Genomic DNA, 18,374 nt, shown 5'->3' on the forward strand with positions numbered 1-18,374 from the left:
GTGGCCAACGTTCAGTTAAAACAGGAAGACGCGCTTTCAGTTAAATTTTCCCATCAGCTCGGCACGGGCGATGCCTGCAGGCTGGATCTCTATTTTGCCCTGCCCAAAGAGATGGGCATCGGCCCCGAGAGTCTGGATGAAGAGGAATACTTCCACAGCGCCATTGTGGGGCGGCGGGCTTACTATTCCGACGGCCTGCATCTGCCGTTGGTGCAAAGCCGTTTTGTCAGCCTCAACAAGCGTACCATGGAAGAGTTCAGGCTCTATCTGAACCTGTTTGCCTACCAGTTTGCGGTGGCGATGGAGAATGACACCAAGGAGCTGCTGCAACTGAAAACGGCGGAGGAGTTCTTTCCTGCGCTGTCGGAGCTTGGCGAGCAGGTGGTGGGGATCTTGAAAAAATTCCGCCGCAGCGAGCCCACCGAGCCCAAGTGGAAGCCCTGGTTTGAACACGCCGACAACTATTTGTCCTGGCACTGCGAGCAAAAGCTGTTGCAGCTGTTGATGCATGCTCCTGAGTTGCCAACTGAGGAAGCCGAAAGCTTTGAGGTGCGCGAATCGACGCTGGCACTGTGCCGAAGTGAGTCCGAGTATCGCGACTCCAGGCGCTACAACTCAGAGAAAACCAAGTCAGATCATAACCGTATCTCCAATAAGATGTTGCTGCTCAGGCGGCTTATCCAGCAAGGGGTGGTACTCAAAGAAGAGCTGAAACCCCTTGGCGTTGGCCTGAAAAAGTTTGTCACCGGCCTTGCCACCGGTCTGGTGATGTTGGTGGTGTCGGCGCTTATCATCAAGGCCCAGGGGGTATTCAGCGGCCTGACCATGAGCCTGCTGTTTACCCTTGCGGTGATTTACGGTTTTCGCGAGATTTTTAAAGAAGATATCCGCAACGTTATGTGGCGGGCCATTCAGCGTGGCCGCCCCCGCTGGAGCCGCTTGCTGCGGGACACTTCCAGCCAAAAGGTCATTGCCCGCCAGCAGGTGTGGCTCGATTTTATGCGCAGTAAAGACCTGCCGACGGCGGTGACAGAAATCCTCAGTCGCCGTCACCAGCAAAACCGCATCGAGGCGGAATATCTGCATTACGGCATTTCCACCCGGGTAAACGATGAAGACTTTTTGGCGGGGTACGACACCCTGTCGGAGCAGGTGTCATTCAGTCTGGTGCCCTTTGTGCGCTATCTGGAACGTGGCAAGGTAAGGGTGTTTCGCGAGCAGGAAGGTAATATCAGCGCCGAGACCGCCGAGCGCCGCTATCAAATCAACGTGGTGTTGGTGTACCGCGAGGGACGCAAACCGCCCCGTTATGCCAGATACAAGATCACCTTAAACCGCTCCGGGATAATAAGTGTGAGTGAGAAATCCCTGCCGGAGCAGCTGTTGGGTGTCAGCGGGTAAAGGCCTGGCAAATCTTCTGATCGCCGGTTTGCTTGGCCCGCTTAAGGGCGATTTCGGCGTGGCTGATGTAGGCTTCCAAATCCTGGCCGTCCTGATAGGCGGCAATACCGATGGAAATCCCTTCGCCCAGCCCATGGGTGTTGAGTTCACCCAGCACGTCCATGGCGTATTTGTGGGCCTCGTTGTTGCCGGTGGATGGCAGAATAATCACCAGTTTACCCAGCTGCCAGTGGGAGATCTGGAAGTTTGATGGCAGCTCTTTGAGCAGCAACATTTCCACTTCCTGCTGGCGTTTCTCCAACTGGCCGATATCGCTCATGTGGCTCAGCATGCCAGAGGGGCTGATGTCCATCAGCATCAGGCACGAGTCGACCCGGCTCGATTCGCCCAAGGCGTCGAAGTAGCGCTGCAAATCTTCAATATTGGCCAGAATGGTGCTGCGATTGGGGATAAGGTGGCCGTTGTCTTTGCCACGGCGACTGGCGGCCTGCTCCAGGGTGCACACCAGATATTCCACATCCCCTTCGTCATCGAGATGACCTTTGAGCGTGGCTTGCAAGCAGGTGGTTGCATTGTTGGTGCAAAGGATTTGCCCTTGCCAGCTGCCCTGCATGGCCACCATCTGGCTGATGCGCGGCCACTGGTTGCCCAAATCGTTTTCCAGAATATCCGCCAGATTGCCACTGATGGGCTCGGCAATATCCAGCAGTTGCTCAAAGGCGCTGTTGTACTTGAGCAGGGTGCCATCGGCGCGGGTGAGGGCGGTAGCCACAGCGCTGTCGGCCAGCAGGCGATGCAGGGATTCCTGCTTGCGGCTTTGGGCCAGCTCACTGATGTCGGTCAGTCCCACCAGGAAGTAGCGCTGACGGTCGCGATTGGCGCGGGTATAGCGGATTTGCACGGTCAGCAGCGCATCCGGGGTATTGTCCAGACTCATCTCACCGCGCCATTCGCCCTTATTCTGGGCGGTTTGAATGATGCGGGCATAGGTGTCGTCATCGAGCTGCAAACAGCGCTGCAAACTGCGGTCGGTAAGCTGATCGGCCGCAAGCGCAAGCAGCATGCCGGCGGTAGGGTTGGCACTCAGTACCCGGCCTTTGTCGTTCACCAGCAGCATGCCTTCATCGCCACTGAACAAGTCTGCCGCCAGTTGAATACTGTTGTGGCGGGCGCGCTGCTCGAGGCGATACAGGTGAGTGAGCACCACAGCCGCCGACGCCAGCAGGGTGAGGATCACCGCGCCAACAATCAGAATGGTTTGCCAACGGGCAAAGCGTGAGGCGATATCATCGTTGCGAATGTAAGAAACCAAAAAGTATTCGCGGCGGGTTTCGTATTGGGTGGTCAAATCCACCTTGAGATACACGAAGGTAGCATCGTCGCCGTGGAACTGGCCGAAGTTGCTCATGGCCATTTGCCGCCACAATGCCGGATAACTCTGACGCAGGCTGGCATTGAGGGATTCGGGCAGCCTTGGCAGCGGATTATCACTGGCACCGGCGTACATCAGGCCCTGGGTGTCAAACATCATCATCGGCGATTGGCCGGAACTGATGGCCGGTTTCACCAGCTCCAGGGTGCGCAGCATGGAGTTGTAGGTGACCAGATAGCCGCGCACTGTCTGATCCGGATTTTCGAGCCAGGCCAGTTGGTACATGTAGGGTTCTAGGCCGCCATTAATGGACAAAAACTCCATCGGCGAGCTGTAAATCTCATTGCCGCCCATATTACGGGCGCCGCCCAGCAGCGAGGGGGGCAGGGTTTGGGTGCCAAACTGGTTGGTGGAAGCAAACATAAACTCGCCGCGGGCATCAAACAGGGCGATCCCCATCAGCTCAGGCATGTTTTTCTGCAAGCTTGTCCACTGACTCAACAGCTTTTCTTTAATGGCCTCATCGCCGCTTTCCATGTATTGGCGCAGCAATTCGCCGCGGGCGAAGGTTTGGGTGCGAAACTGCTGAAAGGTCACCTTGTCGGCAATCATGGTGCCCACGGTTTGCAGTTCACTGTATCTCTGGGTGGCCCATTCTTCCTGTAAGCGCCGCTCACCCAGGGTGATAATCACATTGGTTACCAGCACCACGCTAATCACCAGCATGGCCAACTGGCTGGCGATGGCCAGCATCCGCTGATGGGACCAGCGTACGCCCTGAGCGTCGGTCAGCAGTGAGGTCAGAGGTGAGAGTCCGGTGTTGGGTTTGAGCATGCCAAATCAGGTCGGGTCAAAAGTGGACAACATGTTAACACGAATCCCCGACCAATGAAGAGAGCATTCAAGGGGGGCGGCATCAGCCCATGATGTCGAGCTTACGATGCTTGAAGCGGCACCCAGCGGCCTCCACCAGGGCACGGCAGGCATCGATATCCACGCCTTCCAGGCCCTCAATGGCTGAAACTTCCACCCGTACTATGTATTTGGGGGCCTCGTTAATAAAAGCATTGACCGCCGCAAAGGAGCCCTTGAGTTTGGGTTGGCAGTGACGCACATACGTCTCTTCGTCCTGGGCATTGAGGGAGACCGACAGTGCATCCACGCAGCTCGCCAGCTCAGGCAGGATATTGCGCTTATGGAACAGATTGCCAAGGCCGTCGGTATTCACCCTGACCTTGCCGCCACGGGCCTTGATTTCCCGGGCAACCCCCAGCAGGGTTGCCAGATTTAAGGTGGGCTCGCCGTAGCCACAAAAAACATACTCATCGAACTGACTCACATCGCCAAGCAGGGGCAAAAAGTCTGCGGTAGTCGGCTGGCTGCTCAGGGCAAGCTGATACTGATGAATTTGCTTGCTGCCCTGCTGCTTGGGGCAAAAGGCGCAGCGCAGGGTGCAGCGGCCGGTGATGTTGAGATAACGGCTTTGGCGGATATCGTAAACCAGCGTGGGCTGGGTCTGTTCGGTGGTGGCGTGTGTGTGCATGGAACTGCAGTGCCTGGGGCACGTCCTTACTCAGGATGGATGGCGGCAGTCTAACAAAGGGATGCGCCGGAAAATGTCTGCGGGATCAAAAAGGGAGAGCCTGTGCTCTCCCTTTTCCTGTTCTGGCGTCGATATTATGATGATAGCCGCGCGCCTGAATTACTGGCTGTGCCTCGCACCTTTTGCTTACAGCGCCTCAGCGCTTGTCACAATGCGTCATGCTTTCCCGGCATCTCGCTGTGGCCTGAGCTTGGGCTCAGGTGGGCGGCTTCATGGGCGTGCTCCTGGCTTGCCGGGCGCCACCACCAGTTAAAGAAGCGGCGCCACAGTTTGCTGAAATCAGCCAGAATCACGTACAGCAGCGGTACCAGGATCAGGGTCACCACGGTGGAGAACAAAATCCCGAATGCCAGCGAGGTGGCCATGGGGATCACAATCTGCGCCTGCAGGCTGCGCTCCAGAATAATGGGCACCAGACCGAAGAAGGTGGTCAGTGAGGTCAGGATGATGGCCCGGAAGCGGAAACAACCTGCATTCACTGCCGCATCCTTGATGGAATAACCCTGCGCCCTGGCGCGGTTAACAAAGTCCACCAAAATCAGCGAGTCATTCACCACCACCCCGGCGAGGGCGATGATGCCGCACAGGCTGAGTACGCTCAGCGACAGCCCCAGCAGCAGGTGGCCAATGATGGCGCCAATCATACCGAAGGGAATAACCGACATGATGATAAGCGGCTGGCTGTAAGATTTGAGCGGAATCGCCATCAGCGCATAGATGGTAAAGAGCGCGAAGAACAGACCCTGCAGCAAGCTGAACATGGCGCTGGCTTCTTCCTGACTCTGGCCATCGAGCGCGCTGGAGATATGGGGGTACTTGCGCTTGAGCTGCGGCATAAAGTCTTTTTCAATCTCGGCCACCACTTTGCCGGGCTCAACCTTATCTTTGTTGGCGGCGGCGGTGATGCTGATGGCGCGGCGACCGTCCACCCGGGTGATGGCGGAGTAGGAATCGCCCACTTCAAAATCGGCCACGGTGGCGAAGGGCACGGCATTGCCATCCGGGGTACGGATCAGCATGTTTTCCAAATGCCCAAGGGTGCGGCGCTGCTCCAGTGGGTAGCGCACCATCACCTTGACTTCTTCTTTGTTGCGCAGGATACGCTGGGCCTCATAGCCGTAGAAGCCGTAACGTACCTGACGCGCCAGATCTGACAGGGTCAACCCCAGCGCCTCGGCTTCGGGGCGGATCTTAAGGCGAATTTCATGGCTGCCAGAGGAGTAGTTATCGGCAATGTCGTACAGCCCCTCGTAGGTACCAAGCTTGGCTTTAAGCTCCTTGGCGGCCAGCGCCAGTTGCTCAAGGTCGCTTGACTGCAGACGGAAGGCCACATCGGCGCCGCCATCTCCGGTGGTGGCGTTCATCGACAGTTTTTTCACCCCGACCATTTCCGGCACCGCATCACGCCAGGCTTCGGTAATGGCATTACCGTCCAGCTCGCGGTCTTCACCCTTGGTCAGCTCGGTGAAAATAAAGGCGCTGGTGCGGGAGTTGAGGGCAAAAAAGCTGTGCTTGACCACAGGTTCACCGTACTTTTGCTCCATCTCACCGTTCATGCGATAAAGCGCGTCTTCGATGTCCTGCAGTGCCTTGAGGGTGGTTTCTTCCGAGGTGCCTTCTTCCATTTCCAGCTGCACCTGGACGAAGTCCGACGGAATGCTGGGGAAGAACACCCAGCGCACCATGCCGCTGCCCACTAAGGCAATCGACAGGAACAAGACGCCAATAAAGCCAGCCAGCCAGCTGTATCTGTGGTAGATGGCGCGCTCAAGGAAGCCCTTGTAGCTGTGATGGATAAAGTGGGCCACCCGTTCGTTGAATCTTTGCTTCATCAGTCCCAGACGGCTGGTTGGAGCCTTGGTACTGACCTTCATATGGCCAAGGTGAGCCGGCAGAATGAGTTTGGATTCCACCAAAGAGAAAGCAAGACAGAGGATGACCACCATGCCGATGGATTTCCAGATGATGCCCATGGGGCCATCCACCATCAGCATAGGGATAAAGGCGGCAATGGTGGTCAACACCCCGAAGGTGGCGGGCATGGCCACCTTTTGGGCGCCGCGAATGACGTTATCCATGCTGTGCCCGTGGCGCTCCACCTCGGTGTGCACGCTCTCGCCAATCACAATGGCATCGTCCACCAATATCCCGAGCACCAAAATAAAGGCGAACAGGGTGAGCATGTTGATGGTCAGCCCGAAGGGTTCCAGCGGCATCACCAACACAGTGCCAAGGAAGCACACCGGGATCCCGACCATAACCCAGAAGGCGAGTTTGAGGTCGAGGAACAAGGCCAGAATAACAAACACCAGCGCGGCGCCCATCAGCATGTTAGACAACATCATGTTGAGGCGACCGTTGAGGTAGTGGGTCAAATCGCCCCAGTAGTCGAGTTCGGCGCCGGCCGGCAGGGTGAGTTTGCGCTCACCAAGGTAAGATTTCACGTCTTCGGCAATGGCTACGGCGTCCTGGCCTTTCAGGCTCAGCACTTCCACTATCACTGCGGGTTTGCCATTAAAGCGGGTGTATTCGAGACGCTCTTCGAAGTCATCCTTGATGGCTGCCACATCGCTCAGCATTACCCGGCTGCCGTCCAATCCGGTGGCCACCACTATGCTGGAGAAGTCATCGCCTGTGTAGGCCTGGCCCTTGGTGCGCAGCAAAATATCACCGTCTTTGGCGCGAATGGCGCCGCCGGGCAGATCCAGAGAGGAGTTTTGCACCGCCATGGCCACCTGGGTGAAGGTAAGGCCGTATTCCCTGAGCTTATCTTCAGACACCTCGATGCCGATTTCATAATCCCTGGCACCAGCCACCTGAGCGCGGGTCACCGAAGGCAGCGCCGCCACTTCATCACGGATGTTTTTGGCAAGCTCCTTCATTTCATGGGGATTGAGATCGCCATACACCGACAGCCAGATCACATTGTTTTCGGGCTTTCGCTGATAAATGTTGGGCTTTTCAATGTTGGCCGGGAAGGTGGAAATCGCATCGATACGCAGCTTGGCTTCATCAAGCACGGTTTTGGGATCCACCCCGTCCTCAACTTCCACGGTAATATTGCCAAAACCATCGCTGGCGACCGAAGTCACCTTCTTGATGCCGGTAACATCCTGAATCGCTTCTTCGATTTTGATGTTGATCCCTTCTTCGATTTCCTGCGGCGCCGCGCCCGGATAGGCCACGGAAATTTGCAGCAGGTTGAGCTCAAAGCTGGGGAAAATTTCTTTATTGATAATTTGGGTGCTGAACAGACCGCCAATCAGCAGCACTATCATCAGCAGGTTTGCCGCCACACTGTTGCGGGCAAACCATGCAATTATGCCTTTGTGGGTGTCCATGGTTACTTGTCCCCTGCCTGCGCCAGACGCTCATCGGAAGGCGCTGTGTCGTCCTTGCTGCTGTCAGGTTTGTCTTCGCCCTGGATTTTCACCATCTGGCCACTGCCCATGTTGCCGATATTGGTAATGGATACACGCTCGCCGTTTTTCAGGCTGTCTTTGATGAAGGCATGTTCCACATCGGTGCGCACAACTTTGACTTCACGCAGTTCCAGGGTGTTGTCGGGAAGTACCACGGGCACTTTACTGTCGCGCACTATGTAGCGGGGCAGTTTGACAATGCCATCGACGGTGCGGCCCTTGATGATGGCGTTCACGAAGGTACCAAACTTAAGCGGCAGTTCGCCGGTGCTCTTGTGCAGGCGCAGATAAGGGTCTTTCACCTCGGCAACCAGATACACCATGCGGTTGCTCTGATCTATGACGCCTTCACTGCGCACGATTTCGCCCTGCCATACCACGTCACGGCCAGCCAGGGTGGCGCTTAAGGTGACTTGGGTGTCGGGGTTGTCGACCGACTCAAGGTAGGCCAAATCGGCATTGGTAATCGGCAGGCGAATTTCGGCAACGCCGGTGTCGTAAAGCTCACCAAGCTTGGTGCCAAGGGTGACATACTGTCCCAGATCCACGCTGCGTGCCTTGACGATACCGTCGAAGGGCGCGCGGATCACGGTGCGCTCCAGGTTACGTTTGGCGCGGGCAAGTGCTGCCTCGGCATACTTAACGTTGGCCTGTTCTTTTTTCAGCTGAGGGATACGCAGGCCAAGCTCTGGTGGCACGCCTTTGTCGTAACCCTTGAACTCGGTCTTGGCCACTTCGCCGCGCGCAATCTCTTCATTCAGCGCTGCTGTGGCCTGAGCCAGACTGGCTTCGGCCTGCATCAAATCGGCCTGATAATCTGAAGGCTCAATCACTGCCAGCTCATCGCCTTTTTTCACCACACCACCGGAGACAAAGTTTGCCGACACGCTCAGCAGTCGTCCCTGTACTTCGGCGACCAGTTGGGTCTTGTGTTTGGGGGCAACCACACCGTAAGAAGGCAGATTGAGAGAGACGGTTTCCTGATGGACTTCAGTCACTTCAATTAACGGCAGTGGCAGCTCGTCGGCTTTCTGCTCGGGCGCTTCCTTCATGCCGAGCAATACCACGGCGGCAAATATAAACAGGAAGAGGATGATGATGGGGAGGAGGATTCTTCTTAACAGTGTACTCATAGCGGCCCGCTTATCCATTTTCAGGTAACGGTGCCTAAGTTACCAAATGCGGCTTGCTATACCAATCAGTTTTTGTAAAGGAAATGTATCTGATTTTGTTCCGCTAATCGGTGTTTGAGTGGTGCCAAGCCCTTGGCAAGCCTTTGATATTTGGTTGGGGCTGAATAAATGCTGCGCAAAAAGAAAGGGAGCCAGTGGGCTCCCTTAACAACAAGTTACAAAAGTGGTTATTTTTTAGCGGATTTTTTGGGCTTCTTGGCCTTGCCGTCTTTGGCTTTGACCTTCTTCTTGCCCGGCACCTTGGCTTCTTTGTGCTTGGGGCGCAGGCCTTCGATTACCCGGCGCTTGAGCGACTGCTCGGTGTAGCGCTCAATCTTACCCAGAATACGCATATCATGGGCTTCAACCAGCGAGATGGCCGTGCCCTTGGCACCGGCTCGACCGGTACGGCCAATACGGTGCACATAGGTATCGGCCGAGCGTGGCATGTCGAAGTTAATCACGTGGCTGATATCGTCGATATCGATACCACGGGCGGCCACATCGGTGGCCAGCAGCACGTTCACTTCACCCTTGGTAAAGCGGCCCAGAGCCTGGAAACGCTTCTTCTGATCCATGTCGCCGCGCATAAAGGCGCAGGCAATGCCTTCCTGTTGCAGCATGCCATCGAGGCTGGCAACCACTTCGCGGGTCTTACAGAACACAATGGCGCGGGTTACTTCTTCCTGTTTGAGCAGGTGACACAACAGGGCGAACTTGTGGTTCTTATCGTCGGCAAGGTGGATCCACTGATGGATTTTGGCCTTTTCGCTGCGTGGTGGCTCGGATTCCACAAACACAGGATCGTTGAGCAGTTCGCGGGCAAAAGCGCCTACACCGCCGCCTTCCAGAGTGGCAGAGAACAGCAGGGCCTGCTTACGGCCCTGAGCTTCTAAAGCCAGGGTTTTCACCACATCGCCAAAACCCATGTCAAGCATACGGTCGGCTTCGTCGATAATCAGGGTTTCTACCAATTCGGCACTGAACAGGCCCTTGTCGAGGTACTCGAGCAAGCGGCCGGGGGTGGCCACCAGAATGTCCACGTTCTGTTTCAGCATGGCTTCCTGGGGCTGGTAGGGCACACCACCAGTGATGATTTTGATATCCAGCTCGAGGTCGGTGGCCAGGTGGCAGGCATAGCGATGCACCTGACTTGCCAGTTCCCGGGTGGGGGTAAGGATAAGCACCCGTGCCTGACCGGCACGGCGGCGAGGGAAATCAATCAGGTGCTGCAGCGCAGGCAGCAGGAAGCTGGCAGTTTTACCTGTGCCGGTAGGGGCACGCGCCAGAATGTCCCTGGCTTCCATCGCAAGAGGGACTGTCATGCGTTGAATGGTGGTGGGGGACTCGTGCCCCATGGCTTTCAGCGACTCCAGCAGTGCGGGGTCTAATTGGAAATCTTCAAATTGCATGGCGGCGTTCCTACGAAATCAGGCGCGGTATTATAGGCGCTTTGTTGGCGCTTCGATACCTTGTCTTACAGTTTCAGGTAAAAGTCTCTGGTGAGCTCTGTCATGGCCTGGGTGTAATGGCCTTGAATGTCACGGATTGCCAGCTGGGTTTCTGTGGGCTGGCACGACGTTTTCGTTATTGCTATCAATAGTCTGCGCGGCGGTTTTCCCTCAACGGTACTCACGGCTACCCGGTGGCTGACATAAAGCTCAGCGTGAGTGAGTGCTTGCAAAAAAGCCGCTTCGCTCTCGGTAGGCAGGATAACACTGGCAACGCCATTTTCGCTAAGGTGAGTTGCAAACAGCTGACACAGCGCAGTAAAACTCAGGCTGCCTGTGTGCCTTGCCTGGGCGCGGCCAGGTTTATCGCTGAGCGGGCCTGTCTCAAAATAGGGCGGGTTACACAAAATGTGAGTAAACACTTCGCCGCTAAGCACTGTGGACGAAGTGGCATCGGCTTCGATTACGCAAAGCCTGTCTGCCCAGGGGCTGGCGGCAAAGTTGTGGCGGCAGGCGTTGGCCGCCGCACTGTCGATTTCGACGGCGGTAATGCGGGCATCAGAGCGCTGGGCAGCCATCAACGACAGCAAACCGCTGCCGGCACCAAGATCCAGCAGGGTTTGGGCACCGGTTAACTCGGCCCAGGCCCCCAACAGCACGCCATCGGTGCTTACCGGCATGCCGCAGCCCTCGTCGTCGATATGAAATGCCTTAAAGCTGAACCCCATCGCTTGATTGCCCTTGTTGGTTGTCTGTTATCTGTGGCCGCCATTATCACTTGGGGCGAATAAGCCTTCAGTGGCTGCGGCTGCGCATTGCCGGGCATAGTAGCAGAGCCCTTGTCCAATTGCCGGAAAATCCCGGTTCTACCTGTGACCTCTGGCTTAGTTCTGGTCTTACCTCTTGGCGTGAAAGGTTAGGGGGATGTGACGCGCCAAGGCCCACAAACGGGCAGCTTTGTGATCCCGGGCAACATCGCGTTAGCCCCGATGTTGCATCCGCGCGCTTTTTTAGCGGATGAACGGCCGTTTCCTTGCGCTCGGGCGATGGCTTTGATAATAGTCTCTGTCCTTCCCGGGGCTTTTTACACGACTTCGGGCCCCTCGGCGGTGATTTTTGGCAAAAGTTGCCTCGGGGCTGCGGTTTTTTTGGGCAGTTCACGCCAAATTTACCCATTTTTTCCTGTAAGCATGGCTTTACAAGTCCGATTGCCTCGATGCAAGCCGGTAGCCAAGCGCGGGATAATCACTTAAGTTTGTTAACAAAACACTAATAAGATGGGGCTTCTTGTGCAAAACAAGCAGATGAGTTTCTCAGACACCCTGAGTCTGGGATTTATGACCTTTGCGTTCTTTTTGGGGGCTGGCAACCTGATATTCCCGCCGTTTGCGGGCATGCTTGCCGGAGAAAACATGCCACTGGCGATGATGGGCTTCCTGGTGACGGCCGTGGGTATGCCGCTGGTGGGCCTGATTGCCGTGGCCAAAACCCAGGGTAAGGTTATGGCCTACCTGCCCGCGGTGGCAGCCACTGCGCTGGCGGTTGCTATTTATATCATTATCGGCCCAGCCTTTGCGGCGCCCCGCACCGGCCTGGTGGCGTTTGAGATTGGTGCCAAGCCCTTTCTTGGCGATACCAGCGCCGTGTGGATGCTGGGCAGTGTGAGTCTGAATGTGGCTCAGTTGCTGTTCACCCTCGGCTTTTTCACCGTCACCATGCTGCTGGCACTCTTCCCCGGCAAGCTGATGGACAGCGTGGGTAAAGTACTGACGCCGGTGCTGATGGTACTGCTGGTGGCGCTGGCGGTGTCTGTTATCCTGCTGCCCGGCGGTGAAACCGCTGCCCCTCAGGGCGATTACGCCGCAAGTCCACTGATCAAAGGTGTGATTGAAGGCTACAACACCATGGATACCCTGGCCTCGCTGATGTTCGGTATGCTGATTATCGATCTGCTGCGTAAAAAAGGGGTGGACGATCCCAAGGCCCAGACCCATGCGCTGGTGCGCGCCGCCATTATCGCCGCTTCAGGCCTGGCGTTTGTGTATATCTCGCTGTTTTTCCTCGGAGCCACTGCCGGTGATATCGCCGTTGGCGCCGACAATGGCGGCCAGATCCTGACCCGTTATGTAGACCGCGAATTCGGTACCCTCGGCGCCGCCATGCTGGCGACTGTGGTATCGCTGGCCTGTCTGACCACAGCGGTGGGCCTGGTGAGTGCCTGTTCCGATTACTTCAACGAGCTGTTTCCGCGCATCAAGTATCGCCAGTTTGTGATCCTGTTCTCCGCCATTTGTGCCTTGGTGGCCAACGTGGGGCTGGCGCAGCTTATCAGCATCAGTATTCCTGTGCTGGTGAGCATCTATCCGGTGGTGATTGCGCTGGTGGCGGTGACCTTCCTGACCGAGCGTATGCCAAACCCTGTGCTGGGCCACAGACTGGTGCTGGCGGTGGCGCTGCTGTTTGGTGCCATTGATGGCCTGAAAGCCGCCGGTGTTGATATGAGTCTGCTGGACTTTATGCCACTGTACGCCGAGGGCATGGCCTGGTTGTTGCCAACTGTGGTGACCATGGTAATCTGCCTCTTTATCGGTAATCGTCAGGCCGAGGCGGCTTAACCCCTAATCTATTCAGACAAAACTGGGGATTCAGAAAAAGCCGGGCCCGCCCGGCTTTTTTGTTGTTTTGAGAGGCCCCTTGCTTGCCTCAGTGATGGAGTGTGACTTGAGCGCCAACGCTGCCCCTAAATCTTCCCGCAGTAACTCCCGTAGCGGCAAATCCCGTAGCGATAAGTCCCGTAGTGATAAGTCCCGTAGTGATAAGTCCAGTCGCAAGACGTCCAAAACTACCGCTGCGGTGAAGCCCAGTGCCCAAGGCGCCATGCTTATCGATGCCTTTGTAGATGAGCTCTGGTCGCTGCACGGACTGTCGGACAATACCCTCAGTGCCTATCGAACCGACCTGGCGCAGTTTGAGGTGTTTTTGGGAAGCCGGGGCATGACACTGCTGATGCTGGACACCCTGACCTTGCGGGACTATCTGGCGTTTCGGGTCGAAAAGGGCGTGGCCAAAACCTCCACCGCGCGCATGCTCTCGAGTCTGAGACGCTTTTACCGCCATCTATTGGTGTCGGGGCAGATAACGGAAGATCCCACCGCGCTGGTGGAATCGCCCAAACTTGCCAAACCCTTGCCCGGCAGCTTATCTGAGGCCGAAGTGGAGCGGCTGCTGGCCGAGCCAAACACCGAAGACGCGATAGAGTGCCGTGACAAAGCCATGCTGGAACTGCTCTATGCCACCGGGCTGCGGGTCAGTGAGCTGGTGGGGCTGGGGATGTCCGAGCTTAGCCTGCGTCAGGGGCTGGTGCGAATTATCGGCAAAGGCGGCAAGGAGCGACTGGTGCCCATGGGTGAAGTGGCTCAGGATGCGCTGGAGCTGTTTTTCGACGGCTCGCGTCAGCAACTGCTCAAGCAGGGTGCTACCGAAGTGGTGTTTCCATCGAGCCGTGGCCAGCAGATGACCCGCCAGACCTTTTGGCATCGCATCAAACTCTACGCCCTCAGGGCCAATATTCACACCGAGCTGTCGCCCCATACCTTAAGACATGCGTTTGCTACACACCTTTTGAACCATGGCGCCGATCTGCGGGTGGTGCAGTTACTGCTGGGCCACAGTTCATTGTCGACAACCCAGATTTACACCCATGTGGCCAGGACCCGACTGGCGGATTTGCATGGTCAGCACCACCCAAGGGGCTGATGCGAAACGCCAAAAACATTATCTGATACAAAATCGACGGCACTCGATTTGCTTTTGTCGACATTAGTCGGTAACTTTTCAGGCCATTCGCGGGTCTAAGTCTTTAAGCGATATTGAACCGCCGTGCTTATCAAGGAATTCACATGAAATTGTCTCGCACCCTGACCCTCTGGGTTTCCCTCGCCCTGGCGCCATTGGCCTTTGCCAGTTCGCCAACGCCAAACGATATGCTCAAGAAAAAGGTTGAAGATACCCTGGGGCTGGAAGTGAGCTCGGTCGCCGCCGCGCCAATCTCTGGCCTGTATCAGGTGATCACCAACCGTGGCGTGCTCTACATTACCCAGGATGGCAGCAAGCTTATCCACGGCAATATCTACGACCTCGACAGCTCGATGAAAAACCTCACCGAGGCAGCTCTGGCTGGTCCGCGTCTGGAAATGCTGAAGAACTTCGAAGACAAGATGCTGGTTTACAAAGCCAAAAACGAAAAACACGTGGTGACTGTGTTTACCGACATCACCTGTGGCTACTGCCGTAAGCTGCACCGCGAGATGGCCGACTACAACAAGCTTGGCATTACCGTGCGTTACCTTGCTTTCCCACGCCAGGGCGTGCCCTCACCGAACGCCGATGAGATGGAAGCCGTGTGGTGTGCCAAAGATCCACTCAAAGCCATGGACGATGCCAAAGCCGGTAACGCCATTTCCGCCGCCAAATGTGACGCCGACATCGCCGGTCAGTACAATCTGGGTGGCTCTTTCGGTGTGAATGGCACCCCTGCCATTGTGCTGGAAGACGGCTCTATGATCCCGGGTTACCAGCCACCCAATGCGCTGTTTGACCTGCTGGAGCGCGTAAGCGCCCAATAAACCGAATTGGTTCGGTTTCCAAGGTGAGCCCAGGCTCACCTTTTTGTTGTCAGTCTTTTGCAAGGAGTTTCCGGCGTGAAGTATAAGCTCACCAGACGCCCTAAGGTGGATGATTCCCACCTGCCTGCCCACCTGCATCCGCTGCTGAAACAGCTGCTGGCCCGCCGCGGCGTGGCCGCCGAGGAATGTGAGCAGGAACTGGCCTCCTTGCTCAGGCCGGAAACCATGCTGGGATTGCCAGAGGCTGCTGCCATTCTGGCGGACGCGGCCGAAGCAGGAAAGCGGCTGCTGATTGTCGGTGACTTTGATGCAGACGGCGCCACCTCCACCTCAGTTTGCCTGTTGGCGCTGGCAATGATGGGCATAGAAGGTGCCGATTTTCTCATTCCCAACCGCTTCGATTATGGCTACGGCCTCAGTGTGCCTTTGGTGGCGCTGGCGGCGCAAAAGGGCGCCGAGGTGCTTATCACAGTGGATAACGGCATCAGCAGTATCGATGGCGTAGCCGCCGCCAAGGCCGCCGGTATGCAGGTAGTGATCACCGACCACCATTTGCCCGGACACGAGTTGCCGGTGGCTGATGCCATCGTCAATCCCAATCAGCCTGGCTGCCAGTTTGCCAGTAAGTCCATTGCCGGTGTTGGGGTCGCGTTTTACCTGATGCTCGCCCTGCGTGCAGAGCTTAGAAGCCGCGGCTGGTTTGCCCGCCTTGGCAGACCTGAGCCCAATCTAGCCACCCTGGTGGACATAGTGGCGCTGGGCACTGTGGCCGATGTGGTAAGCCTGGATGCCAATAACCGTATTCTGGTGGATGCGGGCCTGAAAAGGGTGCGGGCAGGGCGCTGTCGCCCCGGCATTACCGCGCTGCTGGAAGTGGCCAAACGTAACCCCGTCCGCGCCGTGGCTGCCGACTTCGGCTTTGCCGTGGGGCCAAGGCTCAATGCTGCCGGTCGTCTCGATGAAATGTCCCTCGGGGTTGAGACTCTGATGTGCAGCGATATCATGTACGCCCGCCGTATGGCCGCAGAGCTTGATGGTCTTAACCTCGAGCGTCGTGAGCTGGAAACCGGCATGCAGGCCGAAGCATTAAAAAGCCTGGAGCGTCTGCAGCTTAAAGAAGATGAGCTTCCATGGGGCATAGCCCTGTATCAGGACGACTGGCATCAGGGAGTGATAGGTATTCTCGCCTCGCGGATTAAGGACAGATACCACAGACCAGTTATCGCCTTTGCCGAGGCGTCAGACACAGAAATCAAAGGCTCGGCCCGCTCCATCAAGGGGCTGCATATGCGGGATCTGCTGGAGCTGATTTCGAGCCGCCATCCGGGACTTATTCTGAAGTTTGGCGGCCATGCCATGGCAGCCGGTTTGAGTCTTGGCAAAGCCGATTTCGAGCGCTTTAACGCCATCTTCGATGCCACTGTGCGGGAGATCCTGGCGCCAGAGCTGTTAACCGGTGAAATCCTTTCGGACGGAGAGCTGCCGGTGGAATTTATGACTCTGGAAACCGCTGCGCTGCTGCGGGCAAGTGGCCCCTGGGGCCAGGGTTTTGAAGAGCCGCTGTTTGACGGTCATTTCCGTTTGCTGCAACAGCGCCTGGTGGGTGAGAAGCACCTGAAAATGATGGTAGAAACCGAATGTGGCCGCCTGATGCTGGATGCCATTGCCTTTAATGTTGACCTCAATGTCTGGCCCGATGCCACTGTACGCCACGTGCAGCTTGCCTACCGCCTCGATGTAAACGAGTTTCGCGGCAATCAAAGCCTGCAATTGCTCGTTGAGCAAATCGAACCTATGTAATCCCTATTCGGAATGCATACTGTAAAATCATGAAAATTAACAAATTGATGCAACAGTAAACAAATTGTCTTAGGATGTTGCCAGGTCGGCGCCAGGACAGGTGTTAACCGTGGCTCGCGGCTGCAAATGATAACAACAGGCCAGCACGGGGTTGCGCGCACCTTACTTGGGTGGTGCCGACATTTTTCAAAGGAATTGAATATGTTCAAATACTCTCCCTTCGCGTTGGTCGTTGCTGTTGCTCTGGGTGGCTGTGGTGGCTCGTCTGACTCTGTTGATGACTACCGCCCCGACGTCGCCCCGCCTTCCACCTCTGAACCTGATACCTTTAAGCTGCATGCCGTTAAAGTTGATGGCTGTGGTGTTGGGGCTGATTTTACCGATGCCGGCATGCTCATTCACGATGCCAATGGCGCTGTGTTATCTGAAGTCAGTGCAGATGCCAATGGCAAATTTGAGTTTGAGCTGCCCGCAAATGCCAAACATGTCACGGTAAAGGGATATAGTCGCTACATCAACTGGAATGGCTTGCTGGTGCAGGAGCCTGAATACATCAGTTTTCTCGATGTCAGCGCCCAGGACCTCGGTGAAGTTCGCTTTCTTGATAAGAGTGAAGAGGCAAACTGTGGCTGCCGGACTATCACTGCCGATGTGACCGATTTAGCCGCAGTACGAACAGGCTTCATTCTGGATAGATTTGCCCTGGATGCAGCAGATACTCAAAGGAGCATGCAAGTTTGCACAGTCGACGCAGATAAGCTCAGGGTACAGCTTGGCGCACCAGATGGCTCAACAAGTCTGGCTGCCCGCATCGATGTGTATAACAAGACCGAATTCACGCTGTCATTGAATGACTTCAGCCATGCGGGTGTGAAAGTGAAGGTAAGCGCTGAAGTGGCTGCAGGTAGCCGTAAAGAGGTTTCCCAGTACTTTACCAATCCCTACCATTATGGCTCCTATGATAAGACCACCAGACTGGCATCTGAGTTTGTTTATCCGTCGCTGAGCGAGGCTAACTTGTTTGTTGCCAATGGCGACACCGAAGATTCTGGTTGGGGGATTTTGGCTTGGGTTGATCAGGGGGCAGATTTATCCTCCGTTAAGCCTTTGGTGCTTGGCGCTCAGGGGCAGGCGCTAAAGACTGAACTGACCCAGGGCGTGCTGGCTAAAAGCTACCCGCTAAGCTTTGATTTCAGTGTGGTATCTCCGACAGCGGTTACCTCATCGTTTTCGATTCATCACCAGAACCTTCAGGGTGACGCCACCTCATGGCGTATTCATGGCGGTGCCAAGGGCCAATTGCCGGATCTGGTTCTGGGTGGTGGCGAACAGTTGAGTCAGTTTTTCGGGGCTAATGATGCGGTGTCTGTCACTGACTTGGGTAAGGCCATGGATCTGAAGAGTTATCGCGCTGAGCGAACCAGGGGGCAGAATAGCTTTTTGGATGTAAGGGACTCAATGAAGGTACAAAGCACATTGTCCTTCAGCATTCGCCAATAAAACAAAAAGCCACCTGAAGGTGGCTTTT

At 56.1% G+C, this 18,374-nt stretch carries 12 protein-coding genes; 6 read left to right on the forward strand and 6 right to left on the reverse strand.

Features of this window, described 5'->3' with window-relative positions:
- A complete protein-coding gene (locus MJ923_RS11200) occupies positions 1 to 1,401 on the forward strand; it encodes a hypothetical protein (protein ID WP_240591155.1) in 1,401 nt (466 codons plus the stop codon).
- Here the strand turns inward: MJ923_RS11200 and MJ923_RS11205 are convergent.
- From MJ923_RS11205 to MJ923_RS11230, 6 genes are all read right to left on the reverse strand, one after another.
- Positions 1,391 to 3,607, reverse strand: coding sequence for a PAS domain-containing protein (locus MJ923_RS11205; protein WP_240591156.1), 2,217 nt, complete (start codon positions 3,605 to 3,607; stop codon positions 1,391 to 1,393). The genes MJ923_RS11200 and MJ923_RS11205 overlap by 11 nt on opposite strands.
- Positions 3,608 to 3,689: 82 nt before the next feature.
- Complete coding sequence (locus MJ923_RS11210) at positions 3,690 to 4,316, reverse strand: TatD family nuclease-associated radical SAM protein (protein ID WP_240591157.1); 627 nt, start codon at positions 4,314 to 4,316, stop codon at positions 3,690 to 3,692.
- Positions 4,317 to 4,522: 206 nt separating this feature from the next.
- Positions 4,523 to 7,717 (reverse strand): efflux RND transporter permease subunit, encoded by a 3,195-nt coding sequence (locus MJ923_RS11215; RefSeq protein WP_240591158.1) that lies wholly within the window; start codon positions 7,715 to 7,717, stop codon positions 4,523 to 4,525.
- 2 nt (positions 7,718 to 7,719) lie between these two features.
- Positions 7,720 to 8,931 (reverse strand): efflux RND transporter periplasmic adaptor subunit, encoded by a 1,212-nt coding sequence (locus MJ923_RS11220; protein WP_240591159.1) that lies wholly within the window; start codon positions 8,929 to 8,931, stop codon positions 7,720 to 7,722.
- A gap of 227 nt (positions 8,932 to 9,158) precedes the next feature.
- Positions 9,159 to 10,382 (reverse strand): ATP-dependent RNA helicase SrmB, encoded by a 1,224-nt coding sequence (gene srmB, locus MJ923_RS11225; RefSeq protein WP_240591160.1) that lies wholly within the window; start codon positions 10,380 to 10,382, stop codon positions 9,159 to 9,161.
- A gap of 65 nt (positions 10,383 to 10,447) precedes the next feature.
- Positions 10,448 to 11,149: a tRNA1(Val) (adenine(37)-N6)-methyltransferase gene (locus tag MJ923_RS11230; protein WP_240591161.1), complete on the reverse strand. Its 702-nt coding sequence runs from the start codon at positions 11,147 to 11,149 to the stop codon at positions 10,448 to 10,450.
- Between the two features lie 549 nt (positions 11,150 to 11,698).
- Here MJ923_RS11230 and brnQ point away from each other — a divergent pair.
- The 5 genes from brnQ (at position 11,699) to MJ923_RS11255 (ending at position 18,346) form a co-directional block, all read left to right on the forward strand.
- Positions 11,699 to 13,036 (forward strand): branched-chain amino acid transport system II carrier protein, encoded by a 1,338-nt coding sequence (gene brnQ, locus MJ923_RS11235; RefSeq protein WP_240591162.1) that lies wholly within the window; start codon positions 11,699 to 11,701, stop codon positions 13,034 to 13,036.
- Between the two features lie 262 nt (positions 13,037 to 13,298).
- Entirely contained in the window at positions 13,299 to 14,177 is an 879-nt protein-coding gene (xerD, locus tag MJ923_RS11240; protein WP_240591281.1) for a site-specific tyrosine recombinase XerD, read from the forward strand.
- 143 nt (positions 14,178 to 14,320) lie between these two features.
- Complete coding sequence (dsbC, locus tag MJ923_RS11245; protein ID WP_240591163.1) at positions 14,321 to 15,046, forward strand: bifunctional protein-disulfide isomerase/oxidoreductase DsbC; 726 nt, start codon at positions 14,321 to 14,323, stop codon at positions 15,044 to 15,046.
- A gap of 75 nt (positions 15,047 to 15,121) precedes the next feature.
- Positions 15,122 to 16,846 (forward strand): single-stranded-DNA-specific exonuclease RecJ, encoded by a 1,725-nt coding sequence (recJ, locus tag MJ923_RS11250; RefSeq protein WP_240591164.1) that lies wholly within the window; start codon positions 15,122 to 15,124, stop codon positions 16,844 to 16,846.
- A gap of 201 nt (positions 16,847 to 17,047) precedes the next feature.
- Positions 17,048 to 18,346: a hypothetical protein gene (locus MJ923_RS11255; RefSeq protein WP_240591165.1), complete on the forward strand. Its 1,299-nt coding sequence runs from the start codon at positions 17,048 to 17,050 to the stop codon at positions 18,344 to 18,346.
- Positions 18,347 to 18,374 lie beyond the last annotated feature (28 nt).

The organism is Shewanella zhuhaiensis, assembly GCF_022484835.1.
Lineage (GTDB): Bacteria > Pseudomonadota > Gammaproteobacteria > Enterobacterales > Shewanellaceae > Shewanella > Shewanella khirikhana.

What these genes read in the sequence shown, in the direction of transcription:
- brnQ (WP_240591162.1), top strand. Translation starts at nt 11,699, where the DNA reads ATGGGGCTTCTTGTGCAAAACAAGCAGATGAGTTTCTCAGACACCCTG.
- dsbC (WP_240591163.1), top strand. Translation starts at nt 14,321, where the DNA reads ATGAAATTGTCTCGCACCCTGACCCTCTGGGTTTCCCTCGCCCTGGCG.
- MJ923_RS11230 (WP_240591161.1), bottom strand. Translation starts at nt 11,149, where the DNA reads ATGGGGTTCAGCTTTAAGGCATTTCATATCGACGACGAGGGCTGCGGC.
- MJ923_RS11255 (WP_240591165.1), top strand. Translation starts at nt 17,048, where the DNA reads ATGTTCAAATACTCTCCCTTCGCGTTGGTCGTTGCTGTTGCTCTGGGT.
- xerD (WP_240591281.1), top strand. Translation starts at nt 13,299, where the DNA reads ATGCTTATCGATGCCTTTGTAGATGAGCTCTGGTCGCTGCACGGACTG.
- MJ923_RS11215 (WP_240591158.1), bottom strand. Translation starts at nt 7,717, where the DNA reads ATGGACACCCACAAAGGCATAATTGCATGGTTTGCCCGCAACAGTGTG.
- srmB (WP_240591160.1), bottom strand. Translation starts at nt 10,382, where the DNA reads ATGCAATTTGAAGATTTCCAATTAGACCCCGCACTGCTGGAGTCGCTG.
- MJ923_RS11220 (WP_240591159.1), bottom strand. Translation starts at nt 8,931, where the DNA reads ATGAGTACACTGTTAAGAAGAATCCTCCTCCCCATCATCATCCTCTTC.
- MJ923_RS11205 (WP_240591156.1), bottom strand. Translation starts at nt 3,607, where the DNA reads ATGCTCAAACCCAACACCGGACTCTCACCTCTGACCTCACTGCTGACC.
- MJ923_RS11210 (WP_240591157.1), bottom strand. Translation starts at nt 4,316, where the DNA reads ATGCACACACACGCCACCACCGAACAGACCCAGCCCACGCTGGTTTAC.